Below are 20,605 nucleotides of genomic sequence, written 5' to 3' on the forward strand. Positions count from 1 at the left end.
TCAGGCCGCCCCGGCCAGCGAGGAGGCACGCGCGGCCCTGGAAAAGAGACGCTCGAAATTCCGCTCGGTCTGCGCCGCGAAATCGGCGAGCGTCATCCCGAAAACCTCGGCCCCCGCCTTGGCGGTGTGGGCGGTATAGGCGGGTTCGTTCCTTCGGCCGCGATGAGGGGGCGGCGCCAGGTAGGGTGCGTCGGTCTCCAGCAGGATGCGGTCGACGGGGGCGGCGGCGAAGATGGCGCGCAGGTCGCCGCTTTTCGGAAACGCGGCGATCCCGGACATCGACAGGTAGAAGCCGAGGTCGAGCGCCGCCCGCGCCAGCCCCGCGCCCGAGGAAAAGCAGTGCATGACGCAGGAATAGGCCCCTGCCCGGTGCTCCTCTGTCAGGATGCGGGCCATGTCCTCGTCCGCGTCGCGGGCGTGGATGATGAGCGGCAGGCCGGTTTCGCGCGCCGCCGCGATGTGGATGCGCAGCGAGGTCTGCTGCACCTCGGCGCTGTCGGCGGTGTAGTGGTAGTCGAGCCCGGTTTCGCCGATGCCGACGAACTTCGGATGCCGCGCCAGCGCCACAAGTTCGTCCACCGTCGCCATAGGCTCTTCGGCCGCGCTCATCGGGTGGGTGCCGGCGGCGTAGAAGACGCCGTCATGCGCCTCGGCGATCGCGCGCACCTGCGGTTCGTTCCTGAGCCGGGTGCAGATCGTCACCATCCGGTGCACGCCGGCCGCCCGCGCCCGCGCCACGATCTGCCCCGTCTCGCCCGCGAAATCGGGGAAATCGAGGTGGCAATGGCTGTCGGTGATGCGCGGGGCGTCATGGGGGGGCGTGGGTTCGGTCATGGCTGCCTCATCGCGCGGCAAGCCTGCCTGCCGTCTCGTCGATCTTCAGGATCATATCGAGGAGAAGCGCGGCGGGGTCAAGGTTGACCGCCCGGCCGTGACGGGCGCGCGCGCCCAGGCTCTGATGCAGGTCCGCCCAGGCCCGACCTGCCGCGGGATCGGGGGAAAGGCGCGCACAAAGCGCCCCCTCGCCCGGTGCTGCCTCGGGCGCGGGCGGACCGGCGACCCCGGCCCGCGCCAGCCGCGCGAGGAACAGGTCGATGAGCGTCAGGAGAAGGTCGAACCGCGTCTCCCCCCCGCGCCCCGCGGCGCTGTCGGACAGACGGATCGCCGCCATACGGTCAAGCCGGGGCAGGCCCTCGAACAGCGCGACGATGGCGCCATAAGCCTCGATCCCGTCTAGGTTGATCAGCCGGACCGCCGCCCCGGCCGAACCGCCCGAAAGGGCCGCAAGCGCGTCGACCGAGGGCGTTTCGGCCCCGGCCTGAGCCAGCGCGGCGGCCAGATCGGCGGGCAACAGGGGGGCCAGCCGCAGTTCCCGGCAGCGCGAGCGGATGGTGGGCAGCAGGCCCGAAGGCTGATGCGACACCAGCAGGAACGTCACCCCGGTCGGCGGCTCCTCGAGCATCTTCAGAAGTGCGTTGGCGGCGTTCGGGTTCATCTCGTCGGCGGTATCGACGATGACCACGCGCCGCCCGCCATCGGCGGATGACAAGGACAGGAAGGACCTCAGCTTGCGCACCTCGTCGACGGTGACGACGGTCTTGAGCTTCTTCTTGTCCTCGTCCCAGGCGCGGCGCAGAAGGAAGAGCCGCCCTTCGGACCCCGCCGCGAGGCGCCGCGCGACGGGATGGTCCGGCGCGATGTCAAGGGTCGTGGGGGCCGCGGGCGCATCGCCGAACAGGCCGCCGCCGCCGGGTTCGGGCGTGGCCAGCAGGAACCGCGCGATGCGCCAGGCGAGCGTTGCCTTGCCGACGCCATGCGGCCCGGTCAGAAGCCAGCCATGATGGAGCCGCCCGCTGCCGTAGACATCGAGAAAGGCACGCTCCGCCGCATCCTGCCCGAAGATACGTGCCGTCTCGCGCGGGTGCGGCGCGCCCTCCACCCGGTCGGGCTCGGGGATGGCATCCTCGCTCATCGCGCGGGTGTCCAGGCGAGCGACTTCTGCGCGATGGCGGCAATCTCCGCGGCCACCGCCGCGGGGGGGCGGTCGCCGTCGATCACCCGGCAGCGGCCGGGGAATTCCCGTGCGAGCGCCAGGAAGCCCGCGCGCATCCGCGCCTGCAGCCCCTCGCCGAAATCCTCGAACCGTTCCTCGCTCCCGCCCCGCCCCTTCGCGCGCGCCAGACCCTTGGCCGGGTCCATGTCGATGACGAAGGTCAGGTCGGGCTCGCGGCCGATCATCAGGGCGTGGAGTTGGTCCACGATGGCGCGCAGGTCGCCCCGCGACAGGCCCTGATACATCCGCGTCGAATCGGCGAAGCGGTCGGTGATGACGACCTTCCCCGCCGTCAGCGCCGGCAGGATCGTGCGTTCCATGTGGTCGCGCCGCGCCGCGGTGAAAAGGAGGATCTCGGTCTCCGCCGACCAGCGGTCGGGGTCGCCCTCGAGCACGAGCCGGCGAATCTCCTCAGCCCCCGGACTGCCGCCCGGCTCGCGCGTGAGCACGACCTCGCGCCCCCCGGCGCGCAGGGTCTCCGCCAGGAGCCGCGCCTGCGTGGACTTGCCCGAACCGTCGATCCCCTCGAAGCTGATGAACATCGGCCGGTCAGTTGGCGAATTCGGTCATGGCGCGGGCCGAGAGGATGCCGAAGGCCGTCTTCAGCCGCGTCGCGAAGCCGCCTTTCGCCACCGCCTCCTCGGCCACCAGGGGGACCACGACCGGATCATGTCCGGGAATCTCGATCGTCATCCGCGCCAGTTCCTGTCCGGCCTCGACCGGCGCCTCGACCGGCGCGGCATAACTGATCTCGGCCTTCAGGCTGTCCTGCGCCAGCGACGGCAGGAGAAGCGTGAGGTCCTCCTGCACGACAAGGCCCACCTGCGATTTCGAGCCCATCCAGATCGGCGCGTCGGCGATCCGGGTGCCGGCCGTGGCGACCGTCTTCTGGACGAACTCGCGAAAGGCCCAGGACACGATCCGCTCCGCCTCCTCCGCCCTCTGCTGCTCGCTCTCGAGGCCCGAGACGGCGAAGACGACGCGCCGCCCGTTCTGCACGGCCGAGCCGACAAGGCCGTAGCCCGCTTCCTGGGTATGGCCGGTCTTGAGGCCGTCCGCACCGATGCCGAGCTTAAGGAGCGGGTTGCGATTGAAGCGGTTGTCGGGCGCGCGGTTGTCGAACGGATATTCGGCCAGCGCGAAATAGCCGTAGTATTCCGGAAACTCGGTGATCAGGCGCACCGCCAGAACGCCGAGGTCGCGCATGCTCATCCGCTGGTTCGGATGCGGCCAGCCCGAGGCGTTGGCGAAGGTGGACTGTTCCAGACCCAGCGCCCGCGCGCGTTCGTTCATCTTCTTGGCAAAATCCTCTTCCGTCCCGGCCAAACCCTCGGCCACGACGACGCAGGCATCATTGCCCGACAGCACGACGATGCCCTTGATCAGTTCCTCGACCGTGGGGCGGTCGGTCTCGTTCAGGAACATGGTCGAGCCGCCCATGGCCTTGGCGCGCGAGGATACCGCGAACCGGTCCTGAAGCGAGACGCGGCCATCGCGCAGCGCCTCGAACAGCATGTTGACCGTCATCAGCTTGGACATCGAGGCCGGCGGCACCGCCTCCTCCCCGGCCTTGTCCAGAAGGACGGTGCCGGTCGTCACGTCATAGACCCAGGCATGGCGCGCGCGGGTCTCGAAGGCCTCGCCACGGCCGGCAAGCGCCACCGCGACAAGGGCAAGCGCGATCACGAGCAGGCTGCGCAGAGGTCTCATTCGTGGTCCTTTCCAGTATTCAGCCGCCGACAGCGAAGGCGTCGGGGTATCCTGCCGACTTGACCCGCTCCAGCAGCGCGTCGCGTTCCGCGGCGCTGAGCGCGGGGCCGACGATCACGCGCCAGACCGAACCCTCGCCGGACTTGCGCACCACCGCGGACATGCCCGCCTTGGACAGATCCAGCGCCGCACGCTTTGCATTCTCCTCGCTGCTGAAGGTGCCGATCTGCACATAGGGTTGCTTCAGCACCCCCGAAAGCGGCGCCCCCTCCGCGGCCGGGGCCGCGGGTTCCGCCGCCGTTTCGGGCACGGGCGTCGCCGCCGCGGGCTTGGCCGGGGCGGGTTCAGGCGCGGGTGCAGGCGCGGCAGCCGCCGCCGGTGCCGCCGCGGGCGCGGCTTTCGCCGGCGCGGGTGCGGCCGCCGCGGGTTTGCGCGGGCGTGCCACCGGGCGGGCGTCCGCCTCGGCCTTGGCGATGGCGGCGGCGGCCGTGGCCGCGACCGGGTCGATCGCCTTTGTCTCGATCGCGTCCCCATCCTCGGGGGCGGCCGGCGGCGGCGCGACTTCTTCCATCCGCAGGGCGATGACGCTCACCTTGACCGGCTGGCCCGCCAGCGCGCCGAGCGCGGCGGCGGCATCCGAGGACATCTGGATCGACGGCCCCGGAAACTCCCGCTCGCGCCGGAAGAGCGCGCCCTTCACCGACTTGCCGTTTTCGGTGTTGCGGATGATCACCCGCTCCGGCGTGGTGACCGAGCCATGCGCGACCCAGATCCCGCCCAGCGACGGCCGCCCGTCCCAGAGTGCGGTGTCGGTCAGGCTGAAGGCCTCCGGCGCCTCGCGTTCCTCGGTCTTGCCCGGCCGTGCCGGTGCCTGCACCGTGGTCGGCTCGTCCCCGCCGCCGCCGAAGGGAGAGGTTCCCCCCACGCAGCCTGACAGCAAGACCGCCATCCCCGTCAGGGCCACCGCAATCCTTGAACTCACCGGCATCCTTGCCCCCATGTCGCGCGTGCCAGTTGCCACGCCGCCTGCCTCTTTGCCAAGGGACCGGTACCCGGCTGTTCCCGCCCGGGTCCGTCCGCTTCGTTCTGCCTCGCGCGGCATACTAGCCGCACGACGCGGGCAAGGAAAGACTGCGGCCGGCCGAGAGGGCCGGCCACGGGCGGATTTCGGCCTTTCAGAATCGCCGCGCGCGCCGTAAGTGCCGCGGAGGGTGCGCAATCCCGCTGCGCGCCCGCTCGCACCCGCGTCGGCACCGGACCGGAAGCCAGGCCGCACGGGTGAAGTCACTGGTTTCGAAGGCCAGCGACGGAAGGGTGGCAGAGTGGTCGATTGCAGCGGTCTTGAAAACCGCCGATGTGCAAGCATCCGTGGGTTCGAATCCCACCCCTTCCGCCAATGATTTGAATGGCATGCCATCGACATCAGCCCATCGCGCGGCCCCCGGAGCCGTCGCTCTGCTGACGGCGACGATCGGCAGGGCCCGGTCGTGGCCCTGCCTGCCCTGACAGGCTCAGCCCGCGATTTCGTCCGCGATCACCGCAACGCAATCGCCGGGCTTGACCAGTCCGGGGAAGTGCCGCGCCGTGAAAAGCCCCGCCCGGCGGGCCTTCAACTCCACCGGGTCGAGGCCGGTGCGGCCGGTCGGATAGATCATGGCCACAACCTGACCCTTTTCCACCCGTTCGCCCAGATCGGCCAGAAACCGGATCATCCCGGCATCTTCCGAGAAGGTGAAGCAGTCGCCGTCGGGCATGTCGAGCCACTGCGTCGGCCGGGCGTCGAGCTTGCCTTGCAGGATCCCCGCCGCGATCAGCAGGTTGCGGCACCCCGTCAGGGCGATGCCGGCCGTGCGCGCGCTCGCCGTGCCGCCGCCGCCCAGCTCGGTGGTGACGAAGACCTTGCCCATTTCCTCGGCCGCGGTGTCATACATGCCGACCGCGTCGATCTCGAGCATCCTGACGCTGTAGGGGGCGCCGAACGCGCGGACCAGGTCGAAGGCGCGCGCCTCCTGCACCTTGTCGGGCAGGATGTGGGCGGCGCAGAACGGCAGGAAATCCAGCGTCTTGCCGCCCGAGTGGAAGTCGAGCACCACATCCGCCATGGGCAGCAGAACGCGCTGGAAATAGTCGGCGATCTTTTCCGTCACCGTACCGTCGGGGCGGCCCGGAAAGCTGCGGTTCATGTTGCCCCGGTCGATGGGCGAGGTGCGGGTGCCGGCGGCGAAGGCGGGCTGGTTCATCGCCGGAACGATGATCACCCGGCCCGTCACCCGAGCGGCCTGCAAGGATCGCGCCAGTTCGAACAGCGCGATCGGCCCTTCGTATTCGTCGCCGTGATTGGCCCCGGTCAGCAGGGCCGTGGGGCCCTTGCCGTTCTTCACCACCGTCACCGGGATCATGACCGATCCCCAGGCCGCATCGTCGCGCGAGTAGGGCAGGCGCAGGAAGCCGTGCTGCACCCCGTCTGCGTCGAAGTCCACCGTCGCCGAGATCGGCGACGGTTTCAGGGTCTGCGTCATGGTTCAGTCCTTCACGAACAGCTTGCGGGGCACGTTCGACAGGCATTCCACCCCGGTTTCGGTAATCAGGATGGATTCCGTCAGCTCGAACCCCATGTCCTCCAGCCAGAGGCCGGTCATGAAGTGGAAGGTCATGCCGGGTTCCAGCACGGTGCGGTCGCCGGGGCGCAAGGACATGGTGCGTTCGCCCCAGTCGGGCGGGTAGCTGACGCCGATCGGATAGCCGGTGCGGTTGTCCTTGAGGATGCCGTGTTTTGCCAGCACGTCGAAGAAGCCGCGCGCGATGTCCTCGCAGGTGTTGCCGGGCTTCGCGGCGGCAAGGCCGGCCTCCATCCCCTCGAGCGTCGCCTGTTCGGCATCGAGGAAGGCCTGCGTCGGCTTGCCCAGAAAGACGGTGCGCGACAGGGGCAGGTGATAGCGGTGATAGCATCCGGCGATCTCGAAGAAGGTGCCCATGCCGGATTGCATCGGCCGGTCGTCCCAGGTCAGGTGCGGGGCTGAGGCATCGCGGCCCGAGGGCAGAAGCGGCACGATCGCCGGATAATCGCCGCCGAAGCCGTCGGTGCCGCGGATGCCGGCATCGTAGATCTCGGCCACCAGGTCGCATTTGCGCATGCCGACCTCGATCTTGTCGAAGATGCGGGCGTGCATCGCCTCGACGATACGGCCGGCCTTGCGCATGTAGTCGATTTCCTGCGCCGACTTCACCGCGCGCTGCCAGTTCACCAGCGCGGTCGCATCGACGAAGCGGGCGTTGGGCAGGTGCCGCGTCAGGCTGGCGAAGGCCGCGGCCGAGAAATAGTAGTTGTCCATCTCGACGCCGATGCGCAGGCCGCCCCAGCCCCGGTCAGCGAGGATGCCCGAGAGGTAGTCCATCGGGTGCCGCTCGGTCGATTGCACGTAATGGTCGGGATAGCCGAGGATGTTCTCCTCGCGCAGCCAGGCGGTCAGCCGGGCGCCGTTGGCATCCTGGCCCCGGCCGAACCAGATCGGCTCTCCCGCGGGCGGCACGATCACGCATTGGTGGACATAGAAGGACCAGCCGTCATAGCCGGTCAGCCAGTTCATGTTGGAAGGATCGGTCACGATCAGAAGATCGACCCCCTTCTGATCCATCGCGCGACGCGTCTTTTCCAGACGGGCGGCGAATTCGGCGCGGGTGAAGCGCAGGTCCACATCGGGCATGGGTCGGTCCTCCTCTGGGCGCGGGCGCCCGGTCTTTCGGGTCTCAGACGGTGAAACTCTGGCCAGCCCCCGCCGCGCGGGCGCGGGCGAAGGCAAGGGCGGCGATGGCGGTATCCTGGATGCCGGTGCCGGTCAGGTCGGCAAGCGTGATCTGGTCGGGGCGGCTGCGGCCGGGGGCGAGGCCGGCGATGACCTGGCCCAGTTCAAGGAAAACGCGGTCGGCCGGCACGGCGCCTGTGGCGATGGCGTGGTGCAACTCGCCCAGGCGACGGGTCTGCGACAGGCGGTCGGCGACATAGGTCGCGCGGGCCAGCAGCGCGGGCGCGACCTCGTTCTTGTGTTCGGCGTCCGAGCCCATGGCGGTGATGTGCTGGCCCGGCGCCGCGTCGTGCAGGACGGGCGAGGGCGCGGGCGTCGTCGTCACGATCACGTCCGCGCCCGATGTCGCATCCTCGACCGTCGTGGCGGGGGCCGCGGCAAGCCCGCGTCCGCGCAGCCGGTCGCAAAGTGCCGTTGCCTTGCCCGGATCGCGCGCCCAGATGCGGAAGGCCTGCACCGGGCGCACCAGCGACAGCGCGACCGCCTGCATCTCCGCCTGCATCCCCGCGCCGAGGATCGCCGCCGTCCGGCAGTCGTCGCGCGCCAGGTGCCGCGCCGCGACCGCCCCGGCGGCGGCGGTGCGCACGTCGGTCAGGTAGCCGTTGTCCAGGAGCAGCGCCTGCACCAGGCCGGTGCGCGCCGACAGCACCACCATCATCCCGTTGGTCGAGGGCAGGCCGATCTCGGGGTTGCTGAAGAAGCCGGGGCTGATCTTGATGGCGAAGGTATCGAGACCCGGCACATAGGCCGTCTTCACGTCGACCTCGCCCCGGTGTTCGGGAATGTCGAGCCTGAGGATCGGCGGCATCGCCACAGGTTTCGTCGCCAGCGCGCGGAAGGCGTCCTCGACGCAGTCGACGGCGGCCAGGTCCAGCGGCACCAGCGTGCGCAGATCGGCTTCGGTCAGAAGGATGACGGGGTCTCTCATGCGGCTTGGCCTTCCAGGATGCGGGCAAAGGTGGCAGGCGCGACATTGGCGCCGGAGAGGAGGCAGACGGTGCCGGCCACGGGGGCGATCCGGCCGGACAGAAGCGCCGCATGGCCCACGGCAGCGGCGCCTTCGACGGCATCGCCCGTGACCGCGTGGATATGGCGCATCGCGGCGGCGATCTCGTCCTCGCTCACCAGCACCACGTCATCCAGAAGGGCGCGGCACATGTCGAAGGTCACGCTGTTGTGCAGGCCGATGCCGCCGCCCAGCGAGTCAGCCAGCGTGGCCTGTTCCTGCACCTCGACCGGGCGACCTGCCGCGAGGCTTGCCGCCATCGCCGCACCCCGTTCCATGCTCACGCCGATCACGCGGGTCGCGGGTGAAAGCGCCTTGACGGCGGTGGCCACGCCCGCGGCCAGCCCGCCCCCCGAAAGCGGCACCAGGACGGCGGCGGGGGCAGGAAGATCGTCAAGGATTTCAAGGCCAAGCGTGCCCTGCCCCGCCACCACGGCCGGGTGGTCGAAGGGCGGCACCTCGGTCAGCCCTTCCCCGGCGACGGCGCGGGCGACCTCGTCCATCGCCTCGTCCTGGCTCTGGCCGGTGATCCGCACTTCGGCGCCCAGATCGCGCACCGCCTGCACCTTGTTCGCGGGCACCAGATGCGACAGGCAGACCACCGCCCGCACCCCGGCGGCCCGCGCCGCATGGGCCAGCGCGCGGCCATGGTTGCCGGTCGAGGCGGTGACGACACCCCGGACGAGCCTCTCGGGTGGTAGCGAGAGGAGCGCATTTGTCGCTCCACGCAGCTTGAAGGCGCCGGTTTCCTGCCGATAGTCCTGCTTCAGCCAGACGCCGGGAAGGCGCGGATCGGCCAGCATCGGGGTGCGCCGCACCCGGCCTGCAATCCGCTCCGCCGCGGCGCGGATATCGGCCAGCGTGACGGGCAGGGGCGCGGTCATGTCGGCAGGCCCAGCCGCATCAGATGGCCCGGCGCCAAGGCGCCATCAAGCCCGCAGATCCGCGCCACGTTCCAGGCCGCAGCATAGTTCGACGACAGCGCCGGGCGGCCTGTCGCGGCCTCGATCCGGTCGATCACGCCCGCCGCGCGAACCGCGGTGCAGGAGATGAAGAGCGCGTCGGAGGCCGGATCGGCGGCGCCGGCGGCAAGGTCCACCAGATCGTCCAGCGCGATCCGCGCCATGTCGCGGTCGTCGGTCATGTTCAGGCAGGTCACCCGGTCCAGCGCGAAGCCCTCGGCCTCGAACATCGCGGCCATCGGCCGGGTGGTTTCGACCGTGTAGGGCGTCAGCACCGAGAGGCGACGCGCGCCCATCGCGGTGAGCCCGTTCAGCGCGCCAGAGATCGGCGTCACCACCGGGCAGCCGGGCTTGCCCTTGGCCACCTGCGCCCGCACCGCCGCGTCCCCGATGCAGACCGAGGCCGAGGTGCAGCCGTAGATCACCGCGTCCAGCGCCTCGCCCGGCAGGATCAGGGCGGCGCCCTCGGCCAGGTCGCCCTCCATCGCGCGGAGCGTCTCGGGCGTGACGGGATTGGCGAAGGGAATGCGGTTCACGTAGATACCCACCCCCGCCGGGGCCAGGATGCGGGCGTAGTCCACCTCCGACGTGTGGTCGGTGGAAAGTGCCACCAGCCCGACGCGATGCGCCACCGGGCGCGGATCAAGGCGCGGGGCACGCGGGGAAACGACGATCTCGGTCATTTGCCAAGCCTTCCGTAGCGGCGTTCCAGCCAGCGCAGCATGACCACGGAAACCAGGCTCATGGCGAGGAAGAAGACGCCGACCAGCGTCATCGGCTCGACATAGCGATAGCTGGAGTTGGCGACCGATTTGGCCTGGTTCATCAGTTCCAGCACGGTGATGGCGGAGAGAAGCGGCGTTTCCTTGAACATCGCGATCAGGTAGTTCGCCAGCGCCGGGATCATCGGCGGCACCGCCTGCGGGATGACGACATGCACCCAGGTCTGCCGCATCGTCAGGTTGGTGGCCCGCGCGGCCTCCCACTGGCCCTTCGGCACATTCTCGATGCCGGCGCGATAGACCTCGGCGGTGTAGGTCGCGTAGTGCAGGCCCATCCCGATCACGCCCGCCACCAGCGGCGGAAGCAGGATGCCCGCGTCGGGCAGGACGTAGAAGATGAAGTACAGTTGTACCAGCAGCGGCGTGCCCCGGATGAATTCCACGAAAGCGCCCGTCGGCCGTGCGACCAGCCGGTTCGGAGAGCGGCGGGCGATGGCGAAGGCAAGCCCCAGGGCCGCCGCAACCATGGCCGACAGCAGCGTGATCAGCAGCGTCAGTTTCAGCCCGCTCAAGAGGGTCGGCGTGATCTCTGCGACGAAGGCCCAGTCCCACTGCATCCTAGCGTACCCCGTCCAGGCCGCGCGTCAGGCGGCGTTCGAGGGCGCGCACGCCCGTGGTGATGATCATGGCCATCGCGAAGTAGAGGATCAGGATCGTCGCAAAGGGGATCAGCGTGCTGCCCGTCTGGGCGCGCACGACCTGGGCCTGGAAGGTCATGTCGGTCAGCGAGATCAGCGAGACGACGGCAGTGGCCTTCAGAAGCTCGATCGCGTTGTTGCCGAAGGTGGGCAGCATCAAGGGCAGCGCCTGTGGCAGGATAACATGACGCATCCGCTGGAGCTTCGTGAGGTTCAGCGCGATGGTCGCCTCGTACTGGTCCTTCGGCACCGACAGGATGGCGCCGCGCACCACCTCGGCCGCGTAGGCGCCGACGTTCAGGCCCAGCGCCAGCACGCCGGCCATCAGGGGCGACAGGCTGATGCCGGCGAAGGGCAGCACGAAGTAGACCCAGAACAATTGCACGAAGATCGAGGTGCCGCGGAAGAATTCGATGTAGACCGTGGCCAGCCAGCGGACCGGCGCGAGCGGCGCGATCCGGCCCAGGCCGGCCGCAAAGGCCGCGACCAGCGCCAGGGCAGAGCCCATGACCGTCAGCTGCGCCGTCACCAGCGCGCCCTGAAGGATCAGGGCCAGATATCCGGACCAGTCGCCCATCGTTTCAGTGTTCCTTGCAAGGGGCGGACGGCGCGGGGGGTGCCGCGCCGTCCCCGATCAGGCCGTCACTCGCCGCAAAGCTGGGCGCGGCTCGTCGACATCGCCGCCGCGGCGGAGAAGCCGTAGGGCTCGATGATGGCGGCGAATTCGCCCGATTCCTTCATCTTGGCCAGCTCCACGTCGAAGGCATCGCGCAGGGCCGCGTCCTCCTTGCGGAAGGCCGCGCCGTCGCAATAGACCGGCGCGCCGATGACGGGGGCGACCATTTCAAGGTTCGCGTCCCCCGACTTGGCCATCAGGTCCGAGATCGACAGGACCGGCAGCGAATAGACGTCGATGCGGCCGTCCTGCACCATCTTCAGCCCCGACTGCCCATCGGGCACCACGATCACGCGATCACGCGGCACGCCGGCTTCCAGCGCCAGCTTCTCTTCCGTGCCGCCGCCGGGCGCGCCGATGGTGGCGGTGGCGTCGGCCGCGATGTCGGCATAGGAGGTGAAGCCCTTCGGGTTGCCCTTCGGAACCAGGAAGGCCTCGGCGTCGCAGAGGACCGGTTCGGAATAGGCGACGGCCTGGCACCGCTCGGGCTTCATGAAGAGGCCGGCGGTGATGGCGTCGTGGCGGCGGGCCTGAAGGCCGGGGATCATCGCGCCATATTCGCTGATCGAGGCCACGACCTCGGGCACGCCCAGCCGCTTGAAGATCTCGCGCGCGACATCGGGGGCGGCGCCCGAAACGGTGCCGTCGGCGGCCACCGCGGTGAAGGGCGGCTCGTTGGCGATGGCGATGCGGGCAAAGCCCTGCGCCTTCAGGTCATCGAGCGTATCGGCCATGGCGGCGGCGGGCGCGGCCAGCAGGGCAAGGGTCAGCAGGGTCTTTTTCATCTTTGGTCCTCTCTGTCGGTTTCGGGTTCAGACACGGTGCCCCGCGGCGATGATCTTGCGCAGGAAGGTTTGGGTTCGCTCCTGTGTCGGGTTTCGGAAGATCTGGTCGGGCGGGCCCTGTTCGACGATGCGGCCCTTGTCGAAGAACAGGACCCGGTCGGCGAATTCATGGGCGAAACCCATTTCGTGGGTGACCAGAAGCATGGTCATGTCGGTCTCGGCGGCCAGTCGCTTCATCACCAGCAGCACCTCCTCGACCAGTTCGGGGTCGAGCGCGCTGGTGACCTCGTCGAAAAGCATGATGCGCGGCTGCAGGGCCAGCGCGCGGGCGATGGCGACGCGCTGCTTCTGGCCGCCCGAAAGCTGGCTGGGCATGGCCCCGGCCTTGTCGGACAGCCCCACCATCTCCAGCAGTTCCCTTGCCCGTGCCTCCGCCTTTGCCTTCGGCTCACCCTTGGTCAGGACGGGCGCGAGGGTGATGTTGTCCAGCACCGACTTGTGCGGAAACAGGTTGAAGTGCTGGAAGACCATGCCGATGTGGCTGCGCATGTGGTGCAGGTGCGCCTCGTCCGCCGGCAGTTCCCGGTCGCCCCGCCGCATGTGGTAGAGCTGTTCGCCGCAGACTTCGATATGGCCGCCGCTTATGGTTTCGAGCGTCATCAGGATGCGCAGGATGGTCGTCTTGCCCGACCCGGACGGGCCGATGAGCGCGAGCTTTTCGCCGGGCATGACGTCGAAGGACAGCCCGTCCAGGACTTTCAATGTCCCGAAGACCTTGTCCAGCCTGTCGATGCGGATGATCGGTGCCGTCACGTCCAACTCCCCGGTGTTTGGTGCGGGGACAATTGTATCGACTTAAAATCATGTCAATTAATATATAATATCATGACAATTTTTCCCGCCTGCGGTTCGCTTGCGGAAATCAAATGGTCGGCAACAGCACTTCGGGGACATCGGAAAGCATCCCCGCGATGGTGGAAAGACCGCGGCGCAACTCCTCGGTGCGGGTGGAGCCCAGCGAAATGCGAATCGCATCGCGGCGCCAGCGCTCCGAGGCGCGGAAGGCATTGCCCGCCGCAACGGCCACGCCGCGATGGCGAGCCTGGGTCACGAATGTCTCCTCCGGCCAGTCTTCGGGCAGCGGCAGCCAAAGGTGCAGGCTGTTGTCGTGGCACACAGGCATGGCCGACCCGAGGACCGCGGATGCCAGCGCGTGGCGTTCGGACATGGCGCGGGCCTGCCAGGCGGCCAGATCCGCCACGGTCCCGTCCTCGACCCAGTGCGACAGGAGGTCGGCCATCGGCGGGGTAGCCATCCAGTTCGCGGCCAGATGCCGGTTGGCCATGGCCGTGGCATAGCGCTGCGGCGCGTGAAGATAGGCCATGCGCAGTCCGGGAACGGTGATCTTGGTAAAGCCGGATATGTGGAGCGTGCGCTCCGGGGCAAGCGCGGCGAAGGCCGGGGGCCGCTCCGGGATCATCACGTTCAGGATGTCGTTCTCGATGATGGCAAGGTCGTGCTGGCGCGCGATCTCGACCAGTTCCGCGCGGCGATCGGACGGCATCACCATGGCCAGAGGATTGACAACGTTGGGTTGCAGGTAGACGGCCCGGATCGTGCCCTTGCGCGCCACCTCGTGAAGGCCGGCGGGCAGCATTCCGAACTCGTCCATCGCCACTCCTTCCAGGTGAAGGCCCAGGTAGGTGCAAAGCGGCATCAGCAAATGGTGGGTCAGGGCCTCTGCCGCCACCCCCGCCCCTGGCGGCGCGACGCTCATCACGGCGGCCGCTATGGCCGGCGTGGCCCCATTCGTCAGCACGATGCCCTTTGCCTCGACCGGAATGCCCTGCCGCAGCAACCAGTCGGCCGCCACCTCGCGGTGATGCGGCATCACCATGTTCGGCCGGAAGGACAAGGCCGAAGGCGCGGTCAGGTTCTCGGCCAGCCAGGCGAACCCCTCGCGCATCCTGTCGAGGTGCATCGCCTCGACCACAGGCTTCAGGATCGACATATCGATCAACTCGCCCGGCCGTTCCGGCAGGTAGGGTTGCCGCGCCTCCGCGCCCGGACCAAGCACGAACGAGCCGCGCCCGACCTCGCCCGAGACCAGGCTGCGGCGGATCAGTTCATCATAGGCGCGGCTGACAGTCTGGACCGAAAGCCCCAGCGCGTCGGCAAGCTTCCGGTGCGGCAGGAGACGACACCCGATGGGCAGGGATCCATCCTCGATGGCACGGACGAACTGCTCGGCCAGCGACAGATAGACCGGTCGAGAAAGGGCTGCGGGATCAGGCATCCAGATTGTCATGATTGCCAATCTGAACAAATTCATATCAATCTGCAAACAGAGAGTTGCGAGGCGCCGATGAAACTGGACGCGATCGACCTGCGTATCCTTGATGCCGTGCAGAGGGATGGACGCATCACCAAGCTGAAGCTGGCCGAAGTGGTCGGACTTTCGCCCACGCCCTGCTGGCTGCGACTTCGCAGGCTGGAGCGGGCGGGGATCATTGCGAGTTGGCACGCGCGGCTTGCGCCACGTCGCATCGCCCCCTTCGCCACCGTCCTGGTGGAGGTGACGCTCGCCAACCACCGCCAGGCCGACTTCGAAAGGTTCGAACGCGCAGTGGCGGAGATGGAGGAGATTGTCGCCTGCTGGTCGGTCGGCGGCGGGGTGGACTATTTCCTGAAGGTGGTTGCCAGGGACATCGACGCCTACCAGCGTCTGGTCGACCGGATGCTGGCGCAGGAAATCGGGATTGATCGCTACTTCACCTATATCGTGACCAAGGTGGTGAAGGAGGACGGGGCGCTGCCGATGGCCCTTTTCGGGGGGGAATAGAGAATCTCTCCATGACGCGCCCGCTTCGCAGGTGTTTCGGGCCAGGGCGGAGGGGCAGATTGGTCCCCTTCTCTGCGCCGGCTGCGGCAGTCTGTGGGCACGCCATTCAGGAGCCTGCCCGATGAACACCTGCGTCCCGCTCTCTACCCATGCAGCCTTGTCGCGCCTGTCGGACCGATCGCTGCTGCGCACGCTCGGCCATATCGGCGGGCGCTGGACCGCTTCCCCCGATGCGGCGGACTTCGTCGTGACCGACCCGGCGAGCGGCGCGCCCGTGGCGCGCGTGGCATCGTTGGGATTGACCGAGACCGATGCCGCCATCGGTGCCGCAACCGCCGCCTTTCCGGGCTGGCGGGATCGGCTGCCGCAGGAGCGCGCCCGCATTCTTCGCAGGTGGGGCGAACTGATGCTGGCTGCGACCGAGGATCTGGCGCTGATCATGACGCTGGAGCAGGGCAAGCCGCTTGCCGAGTCGAGGGGTGAGATTGCCTATGCCGCCGAGTTCCTGGACTGGTACGCCGGCGAGGCGCCGCGCGTGAACGCCGAGGGGGTCACGCCGCATCTGCCGCAGGTCGAGATGATCGTCCGGCGAGAGGCGCTGGGGCCGGTCGGCGTAGTGACGCCGTGGAACTTTCCCTCTGCGATGATCACCCGCAAGGTGGCCGCGGCGCTGGCCGCGGGATGCACCTGCGTCGTCCACCCCTCGGCCGAAACGCCGCTCTCGGCGCTGGCACTGGCCGAACTGGCCGAACGCGCGGGCCTGCCGGCGGGTGTCCTGAACGTGGTGCCCGGCGATGCGGCAACCATCGTCGGCGCCATGTGCGCGGACAGCCGGCTTCGGGCGATGTCCTTCACCGGCTCGTCGGGAATCGGCCGCCTGATCGCCGCGCAGTGCGCGCCCTCGATGAAGCGCCTGGTGATGGAGCTTGGCGGCCACGCCCCGCTGATCGTCTTTGCCGATGCCGACATCGACCGGGCCGTGGCGATTGCGATGGATGCCAAGTTTGCCACCTCCGGCCAGGACTGCCTCGCGGCGAATCGGATCTATGTCGAACGCCCTCTGCTGGCCGCCTTCACCGAACGGCTGGCCGCGCGGATCGCGGCGCTGAAGGTCGGCCCCGGCCTTGACCCGGCAACCGAGGTCGGCCCCCTGATGCACGACCGCGCGCTGGCCAAGGTCGCCGCACAGGTCGAGGATGCGCGCCGCCACGGCGGGAGGATCGTCGTCGGCGGCCATGTCCACGCCGAGATGCCGCTGGCCTACATGCCCACGCTGATCACCGGGGCGGGGGAAGGCGCGCTGATCCATCGCGAGGAAACCTTCGGCCCCGTCGCCTCGATCCTGCCCTTCGACAGCGAGGCCGAGGTGATCGCCCGCGCCAACGACACCGAATACGGTCTTGCCGCCTATGTCGTCACCCGTGACGGCGCCCGCGCGCTGCGCCTGTCGCGCGCGCTGGAATTCGGCATGGTTGCCGTCAACCGCGTGAAGATCACCGGCGGCCCGATCCCCTTTGGCGGCTGGAAACAGTCCGGACTTGGCCGCGAGGGATCGCGCCACGGGCTGGAGGCCTTCACCGAACTGAAATACCTTTGCATCGACACCGCCGCCTGAGCGCGGGAAAGGAACCACCATGCTTGACCGCGACAACGAACTGAACGCCTGGGACCGCGATCACTTCTTCCACCCGTCGACCCACATGGGCGCCCACGCCCGGGGCGAGACCCCGCGCCGGGTTATCGCCGGGGGCGAGGGCTGCCACATCACCGACATGAGCGGCAAGCGCAGCCTTGACGCTTTCGCCGGGCTTTACTGCGTGAACGTGGGCTATGGCCGGACCGAGATCGCCGAGGCCATCGCCGAGCAGGCGCGTGAACTCGCCTATTACCACGCCTATGTCGGTCACGGCACCGAAGCCTCGATCACGCTCGCCCGCATGATCATCGAACGCGCCCCCGAACACATGAGCCGGGTCTACTTCGGCCTGTCCGGGTCGGACGCGAATGAAACCAACATCAAGCTGATCTGGTATTACAACAACATCCTTGGCCGGCCCGAGAAGAAGAAGATCATCTCGCGCTGGCGCGGCTATCACGGGTCGGGCGTGATGACCGGCTCTCTGACCGGGCTCTCGCTCTTCCACAACGCCTTCGACCTGCCGCGCGCGCCGATCCTGCACACCGAGGCGCCCTATTACTTCCGCCGCGAAGACCGCAGCATGAGCGAGGAGCAGTTCAGCGCCGATTGCGCGGCCAAGCTGGAGGAGATGATCCTTGCCGAAGGCCCCGACACCATCGCGGCCTTCATCGGCGAGCCGATCCTGGGCACCGGCGGCATCGTGCCGCCGCCCGCGGGCTATTGGGCGGCGATTCAGGCGGTTCTGAAGAAATACGATATCCTTCTGGTCGCGGATGAGGTCGTCACCGGCTTCGGGCGGCTGGGCACCATGTTCGGATCGGTCCACTACGGGATGGAGCCGGACCTTATCACCATCGCCAAGGGCCTGACCTCGGCCTACGCTCCGCTGTCGGGGTCGATCGTGTCGAACCGGATGTGGGAGGTGCTGGTGCAGGGTTCGGATCAGCTTGGCCCCATCGGCCACGGCTGGACCTATTCGGCCCATCCTGTCTGCGCCGCGGCCGGGGTGGCGAACCTCAGGCTGATCGACTCGTTGGGACTGGTGAAGAACGCCGGGGAAACCGGGGCCTACTTCCGCAAGGCGCTGACCGATGCGCTTGCCGGTCACCGCAACGTCGGCGAGGTGCGTGGCGACGGGCTGATGGCGGCGGTGGAATTCGTCGAGGACAAGGACGACCGCCGCTTCTTCGATCCTGCGCGCAAGGTCGGCCCGGCGATCTCGGCGGCCCTGCTGGAGGAAGGCGTCATCGGCCGCGCCATGCCGCAGGGCGATATCCTGGGCTTCGCCCCGCCGCTCTGCCTGATGCGGGAGGAGGCCGATCAGGTGGTCGCCGCCGCAACCCGCGCGGTGCGCAGGGTGCTTGGCTGAAAGGTGGCGATCTGCCATCGCGCCGATTGAAAGGCCCCTTCGGGGTCGGCGTTCCGGGCGGTTACACCTGCGGCAGGGGGGGACGGCCCCCCTGCCCGAACCGCCGAGCGCCGATCTTTTCCGCCCCTGCCGGCCGGCGCCCGAAAGGCGCCACCTGAAGCGACCTGAGCGTGCCGGCCCTCGATGCCCACATCGTCAATGTGCCCTTGCGTTTCAGATTGGGCGCGAATGCCGGCGTCGCGCGCGCCGTGCCGATGGCCCTGGTCGATCTTCAGACCGAACAGGGTATCGCCGACCGAAGCTGCACGTTTGACTGCACCGACGCCGCCACGACCGCATCGCTTCCGCGGGAGGTGAACGTCGCTTGCGGCGGGGTCGCCTGCCGGAAATGGTCCCCGTAGTCCCGCAGCGGGCGGAATATTCGCACCCGCGCGGCGGACCCGATCAGCGCCGGAAGGCCCGCCGCCGTTGGCACCGTCTTCATCCAGTGCCTGCCCGCCAATTCGAGCCTAGGGTGGGTGGCGTGCTTTCCGGGTAACTCAACCTTCTCCGGGCGACACGGGCGGACGCCGCTTTCATCGCGCGGCAGCAAGGTTCACGATGCCACGCGCCGGGCTTCCTGCCGGTCGCGGAGGGGCGGGCCTGGCGCAACCCGCCGGGGTGCGGCCGGGCCTTGCGCCCGCCCCCCGGGGGGCCGGGCTGCGGGTTCGGGTCGCGCGATGACCTGCCGCCGCGATGATCCCTTCCGGCGGAAAGAGATGCTCTCCGCCGGAAGGGACAGTGCCGTTCTCAGTACCCGCCCTTGCCGGCGGGCTTGTTCACCAGAAGCGTGACCGCGGCGTAGACGACCCCTGCCACGACCGCCGTCGGCAGCGAGGCGGTGAGGATGTCATAGGGCGCGCGGCTGGCATAGGAGACGGGGTTGAGCAGGTAGAGGTAGGTGAAGAACCCCGCGACCATGGCCAGGATCGCCGCCGGGTTGAACCCGGCCCAGTAGTGATAGTCCGTGCCCGGCCCGCCGACGAAAACCGCCCGGATCGAGATGCGCTGGCGGCGCAGGATCAGGTAGTCGGTGATCTGGATCGCGCAGATCGGCGCGAAGAAGACGCCGATGAAGGCGAGGAACGTGCCGAAGTTCGAGAAGAAGAGGTCCGGCACGACGAGGCTGACGAAGGCGACGGGGACCAGCGCGAAGAGCATAAGCGTGCTCCACCGCGACTTGGCGAGCGCGGGCACCTGCCTCAGCCCCACGGCAGTGGCATAGACGCCCGCAAGCGTGGTCCCGAGGTTGGCCGCGATCACGAAGACAAGCGCGATCACCCCGTAGGTCGACCCGCCCAGTGTGATGAGCCAGGCAGAGGGGTCCGACACCTGCAGCGCCAGGATCGCGGCAAGGCCGACGATGCTGAGCACCGGAACCGGCAGGCCCATGCCCAGCATCGCGGGCAAGGTGGCGGAATGGGCGTTCGGGGCCTTGCGGACCATGGCGCCGATATAGGGCCACCAGCTCAGCAGGCTGACGATCCCGATCTCGATCCCGGTAACGTAGTCCCAGCGCAGGCTTCCCGAGGCATAGGCGGGCGTGGCCGCAGCGATGGTGTCGGACTGGTTGGCCAGAAGCACCCAGACCATCCAGACGCCGATCCCGACGATGACGAAGAACAGGATCTGCGACACCCGCTCAAGCCCGGTGCCGCCGCGCATGAGGACAAGGTAGACCAGCGCACAGGCCAGCACGGTGACGATGCGCAGCACCCAGTCGACGCTGGCCGGGTCGATCACGCCGATGGCTTGCAGAAGCTGGCCCACCGACTTGCCGAAGAAGATCATCAGGAGGCAGTTCCAGCCGATGATCGAGGCGTATTGCAGGAAGACGGTGATGATCCAGCCGCGGTCGCCGAACTGCGGGCGGGCGGCGGCGATGCTGTCGATGCCGTAGCGGGTGGCGGTGGGCACGACGGCGAGCGTGACCATCAGCATCCCGATCATGGAGCCCGCCGTCATCGCGGCGATGCCCATCTTGAGGTTCAGGTAATACCCCACATACTCCCCGATGATGTAGCACCAGGTTGCGGCGGCGGTGACGAGGAGCACGGCGAAAAGCTGCCACTGGTTCCAGTCGCGCTCTGTGTGGGTCAGCGGCCAGCCGCTTTCGTCAGAGGTGTCGGGCGTGCTCATGACCACCCCCAGAGCAGAAGGAGCGCGGGGCCAACGACGCCAAGAACCATCAGCCAGACCCAGTCGATGCCGCCGAAGCCTGCCCCCTGGTTTTCGGGTTTCTCCAGAACGGCAAGCCGCCGTTCAAGCTCCGGATGGAGCGTCTCTCGTGCCATGTCATTC

General features: G+C 68.6%; 21 protein-coding genes and 1 tRNA gene. 4 read left to right on the plus strand and 18 right to left on the minus strand.

The genetic code is table 11. The annotated features are described in order from the left end of the window. The 5 genes from N5I32_RS08680 to N5I32_RS08700 are packed head-to-tail and all read right to left on the minus strand — an operon-like array spanning position 1 to position 4,751. Positions 1–834, minus strand: a complete 834-nt coding sequence (locus N5I32_RS08680) for a TatD family hydrolase (RefSeq protein ID WP_261495003.1) — start codon at positions 832–834, stop codon at positions 1–3. 7 nt (positions 835–841) lie between these two features. After that, entirely contained in the window at positions 842–1,972 is a 1,131-nt protein-coding gene (locus N5I32_RS08685) for a DNA polymerase III subunit delta' (protein ID WP_261495004.1), read from the minus strand. Further along, a complete protein-coding gene (tmk, locus tag N5I32_RS08690) occupies positions 1,969–2,595 on the minus strand; it encodes a dTMP kinase (RefSeq protein WP_261495005.1) in 627 nt (208 codons plus the stop codon). Before tmk ends, N5I32_RS08685 begins: the two co-directional genes overlap by 4 nt. 7 nt (positions 2,596–2,602) lie before the next feature. Beyond that, positions 2,603–3,763: a D-alanyl-D-alanine carboxypeptidase family protein gene (locus tag N5I32_RS08695; protein WP_261495006.1), complete on the minus strand. Its 1,161-nt coding sequence runs from the start codon at positions 3,761–3,763 to the stop codon at positions 2,603–2,605. Positions 3,764–3,782: 19 nt separating this feature from the next. Then, positions 3,783–4,751, minus strand: coding sequence for an SPOR domain-containing protein (locus tag N5I32_RS08700; RefSeq protein ID WP_261495007.1), 969 nt, complete (start codon positions 4,749–4,751; stop codon positions 3,783–3,785). Positions 4,752–5,071: 320 nt separating this feature from the next. On the opposite strand from N5I32_RS08700, the gene N5I32_RS08705 reads away from it, so the two are divergent. Then, positions 5,072–5,159 (plus strand) — tRNA-Ser (locus tag N5I32_RS08705). A gap of 115 nt (positions 5,160–5,274) precedes the next feature. Here N5I32_RS08705 and doeB read toward each other — a convergent pair. The 10 genes from doeB to ehuR all read right to left on the minus strand — a co-directional run bounded on the left by doeB (position 5,275) and on the right by ehuR (position 14,711). Next, positions 5,275–6,282: a N(2)-acetyl-L-2,4-diaminobutanoate deacetylase DoeB gene (doeB, locus tag N5I32_RS08710; RefSeq protein WP_261495008.1), complete on the minus strand. Its 1,008-nt coding sequence runs from the start codon at positions 6,280–6,282 to the stop codon at positions 5,275–5,277. Positions 6,283–6,285: 3 nt separating this feature from the next. Then, positions 6,286–7,467, minus strand: a complete 1,182-nt coding sequence (doeA, locus tag N5I32_RS08715; RefSeq protein ID WP_261495009.1) for an ectoine hydrolase DoeA — start codon at positions 7,465–7,467, stop codon at positions 6,286–6,288. A 43-nt stretch (positions 7,468–7,510) separates the two neighbouring features. Next, positions 7,511–8,494 carry an ectoine utilization protein EutC gene (eutC, locus tag N5I32_RS08720; protein WP_261495010.1) on the minus strand — a complete coding sequence of 328 codons (984 nt, stop codon included), beginning with the start codon at positions 8,492–8,494 and terminating at the stop codon, positions 7,511–7,513. Further along, positions 8,491–9,456, minus strand: a complete 966-nt coding sequence (eutB, locus tag N5I32_RS08725; protein WP_261495011.1) for a hydroxyectoine utilization dehydratase EutB — start codon at positions 9,454–9,456, stop codon at positions 8,491–8,493. The genes eutC and eutB overlap by 4 nt, the downstream gene beginning before the upstream one ends. Further along, positions 9,453–10,217, minus strand: a complete 765-nt coding sequence (gene eutA, locus N5I32_RS08730; RefSeq protein WP_261495012.1) for an ectoine utilization protein EutA — start codon at positions 10,215–10,217, stop codon at positions 9,453–9,455. The genes eutB and eutA overlap by 4 nt, the downstream gene beginning before the upstream one ends. Beyond that, positions 10,214–10,873: an ectoine/hydroxyectoine ABC transporter permease subunit EhuD gene (gene ehuD / locus N5I32_RS08735; RefSeq protein ID WP_261495013.1), complete on the minus strand. Its 660-nt coding sequence runs from the start codon at positions 10,871–10,873 to the stop codon at positions 10,214–10,216. Before ehuD ends, eutA begins: the two co-directional genes overlap by 4 nt. Before the next feature lies 1 nt (position 10,874). Then, positions 10,875–11,531, minus strand: a complete 657-nt coding sequence (gene ehuC / locus N5I32_RS08740) for an ectoine/hydroxyectoine ABC transporter permease subunit EhuC (protein ID WP_261495014.1) — start codon at positions 11,529–11,531, stop codon at positions 10,875–10,877. Positions 11,532–11,596: 65 nt separating this feature from the next. Then, positions 11,597–12,415: an ectoine/hydroxyectoine ABC transporter substrate-binding protein EhuB gene (gene ehuB / locus N5I32_RS08745; protein ID WP_261495015.1), complete on the minus strand. Its 819-nt coding sequence runs from the start codon at positions 12,413–12,415 to the stop codon at positions 11,597–11,599. Between the two features lie 27 nt (positions 12,416–12,442). Next, positions 12,443–13,228 carry an ectoine/hydroxyectoine ABC transporter ATP-binding protein EhuA gene (gene ehuA, locus N5I32_RS08750; protein WP_369414270.1) on the minus strand — a complete coding sequence of 262 codons (786 nt, stop codon included), beginning with the start codon at positions 13,226–13,228 and terminating at the stop codon, positions 12,443–12,445. Between the two features lie 109 nt (positions 13,229–13,337). Next, positions 13,338–14,711 carry a MocR-like ectoine utilization transcription factor EhuR gene (ehuR, locus tag N5I32_RS08755; protein WP_261495016.1) on the minus strand — a complete coding sequence of 458 codons (1,374 nt, stop codon included), beginning with the start codon at positions 14,709–14,711 and terminating at the stop codon, positions 13,338–13,340. A 69-nt stretch (positions 14,712–14,780) separates the two neighbouring features. Here ehuR and N5I32_RS08760 point away from each other — a divergent pair, with 69 nt between their 5' ends. From N5I32_RS08760 to N5I32_RS08770, 3 genes are all read left to right on the plus strand, one after another. Then, a complete protein-coding gene (locus N5I32_RS08760) occupies positions 14,781–15,257 on the plus strand; it encodes an Lrp/AsnC family transcriptional regulator (RefSeq protein WP_261495017.1) in 477 nt (158 codons plus the stop codon). 121 nt (positions 15,258–15,378) lie between these two features. Next, positions 15,379–16,872 carry an NAD-dependent succinate-semialdehyde dehydrogenase gene (locus N5I32_RS08765; RefSeq protein ID WP_261495018.1) on the plus strand — a complete coding sequence of 498 codons (1,494 nt, stop codon included), beginning with the start codon at positions 15,379–15,381 and terminating at the stop codon, positions 16,870–16,872. Positions 16,873–16,891: 19 nt separating this feature from the next. Beyond that, positions 16,892–18,265: an aspartate aminotransferase family protein gene (locus N5I32_RS08770; protein ID WP_261495019.1), complete on the plus strand. Its 1,374-nt coding sequence runs from the start codon at positions 16,892–16,894 to the stop codon at positions 18,263–18,265. 271 nt (positions 18,266–18,536) lie between these two features. On the opposite strand, the gene N5I32_RS08775 is transcribed toward N5I32_RS08770, so the two are convergent. The 3 genes from N5I32_RS08775 to N5I32_RS08785 all read right to left on the minus strand — a co-directional run bounded on the left by N5I32_RS08775 (position 18,537) and on the right by N5I32_RS08785 (position 20,598). Continuing rightward, positions 18,537–18,749, minus strand: coding sequence for a hypothetical protein (locus N5I32_RS08775; protein WP_261495020.1), 213 nt, complete (start codon positions 18,747–18,749; stop codon positions 18,537–18,539). Positions 18,750–19,054: 305 nt separating this feature from the next. Then, positions 19,055–20,443 (minus strand): cytosine permease, encoded by a 1,389-nt coding sequence (locus N5I32_RS08780; protein WP_261495021.1) that lies wholly within the window; start codon positions 20,441–20,443, stop codon positions 19,055–19,057. Next, complete coding sequence (locus tag N5I32_RS08785) at positions 20,440–20,598, minus strand: hypothetical protein (protein WP_261495022.1); 159 nt, start codon at positions 20,596–20,598, stop codon at positions 20,440–20,442. The genes N5I32_RS08780 and N5I32_RS08785 overlap by 4 nt, the downstream gene beginning before the upstream one ends. Positions 20,599–20,605: the final 7 nt, after the last annotated feature.

It is taken from the genome of Albidovulum sediminis, assembly GCF_025380365.1.
In the GTDB taxonomy this organism is placed as follows: domain Bacteria; phylum Pseudomonadota; class Alphaproteobacteria; order Rhodobacterales; family Rhodobacteraceae; genus Albidovulum; species Albidovulum sediminis.

Coding starts and splice junctions, on each gene's coding strand:
- N5I32_RS08680 (WP_261495003.1), bottom strand. CDS start 834: ATGACCGAACCCACGCCCCCCCATGACGCCCCGCGCATCACCGACAGC.
- N5I32_RS08685 (WP_261495004.1), bottom strand. CDS start 1,972: ATGAGCGAGGATGCCATCCCCGAGCCCGACCGGGTGGAGGGCGCGCCG.
- tmk (WP_261495005.1), bottom strand. CDS start 2,595: ATGTTCATCAGCTTCGAGGGGATCGACGGTTCGGGCAAGTCCACGCAG.
- N5I32_RS08695 (WP_261495006.1), bottom strand. CDS start 3,763: ATGAGACCTCTGCGCAGCCTGCTCGTGATCGCGCTTGCCCTTGTCGCG.
- N5I32_RS08700 (WP_261495007.1), bottom strand. CDS start 4,751: ATGCCGGTGAGTTCAAGGATTGCGGTGGCCCTGACGGGGATGGCGGTC.
- doeB (WP_261495008.1), bottom strand. CDS start 6,282: ATGACGCAGACCCTGAAACCGTCGCCGATCTCGGCGACGGTGGACTTC.
- doeA (WP_261495009.1), bottom strand. CDS start 7,467: ATGCCCGATGTGGACCTGCGCTTCACCCGCGCCGAATTCGCCGCCCGT.
- eutC (WP_261495010.1), bottom strand. CDS start 8,494: ATGAGAGACCCCGTCATCCTTCTGACCGAAGCCGATCTGCGCACGCTG.
- eutB (WP_261495011.1), bottom strand. CDS start 9,456: ATGACCGCGCCCCTGCCCGTCACGCTGGCCGATATCCGCGCCGCGGCG.
- eutA (WP_261495012.1), bottom strand. CDS start 10,217: ATGACCGAGATCGTCGTTTCCCCGCGTGCCCCGCGCCTTGATCCGCGC.
- ehuD (WP_261495013.1), bottom strand. CDS start 10,873: ATGCAGTGGGACTGGGCCTTCGTCGCAGAGATCACGCCGACCCTCTTG.
- ehuC (WP_261495014.1), bottom strand. CDS start 11,531: ATGGGCGACTGGTCCGGATATCTGGCCCTGATCCTTCAGGGCGCGCTG.
- ehuB (WP_261495015.1), bottom strand. CDS start 12,415: ATGAAAAAGACCCTGCTGACCCTTGCCCTGCTGGCCGCGCCCGCCGCC.
- ehuR (WP_261495016.1), bottom strand. CDS start 14,711: ATGCCTGATCCCGCAGCCCTTTCTCGACCGGTCTATCTGTCGCTGGCC.
- N5I32_RS08760 (WP_261495017.1), top strand. CDS start 14,781: ATGAAACTGGACGCGATCGACCTGCGTATCCTTGATGCCGTGCAGAGG.
- N5I32_RS08765 (WP_261495018.1), top strand. CDS start 15,379: ATGAACACCTGCGTCCCGCTCTCTACCCATGCAGCCTTGTCGCGCCTG.
- N5I32_RS08770 (WP_261495019.1), top strand. CDS start 16,892: ATGCTTGACCGCGACAACGAACTGAACGCCTGGGACCGCGATCACTTC.
- N5I32_RS08775 (WP_261495020.1), bottom strand. CDS start 18,749: ATGAAGACGGTGCCAACGGCGGCGGGCCTTCCGGCGCTGATCGGGTCC.
- N5I32_RS08780 (WP_261495021.1), bottom strand. CDS start 20,443: ATGAGCACGCCCGACACCTCTGACGAAAGCGGCTGGCCGCTGACCCAC.
- N5I32_RS08785 (WP_261495022.1), bottom strand. CDS start 20,598: ATGGCACGAGAGACGCTCCATCCGGAGCTTGAACGGCGGCTTGCCGTT.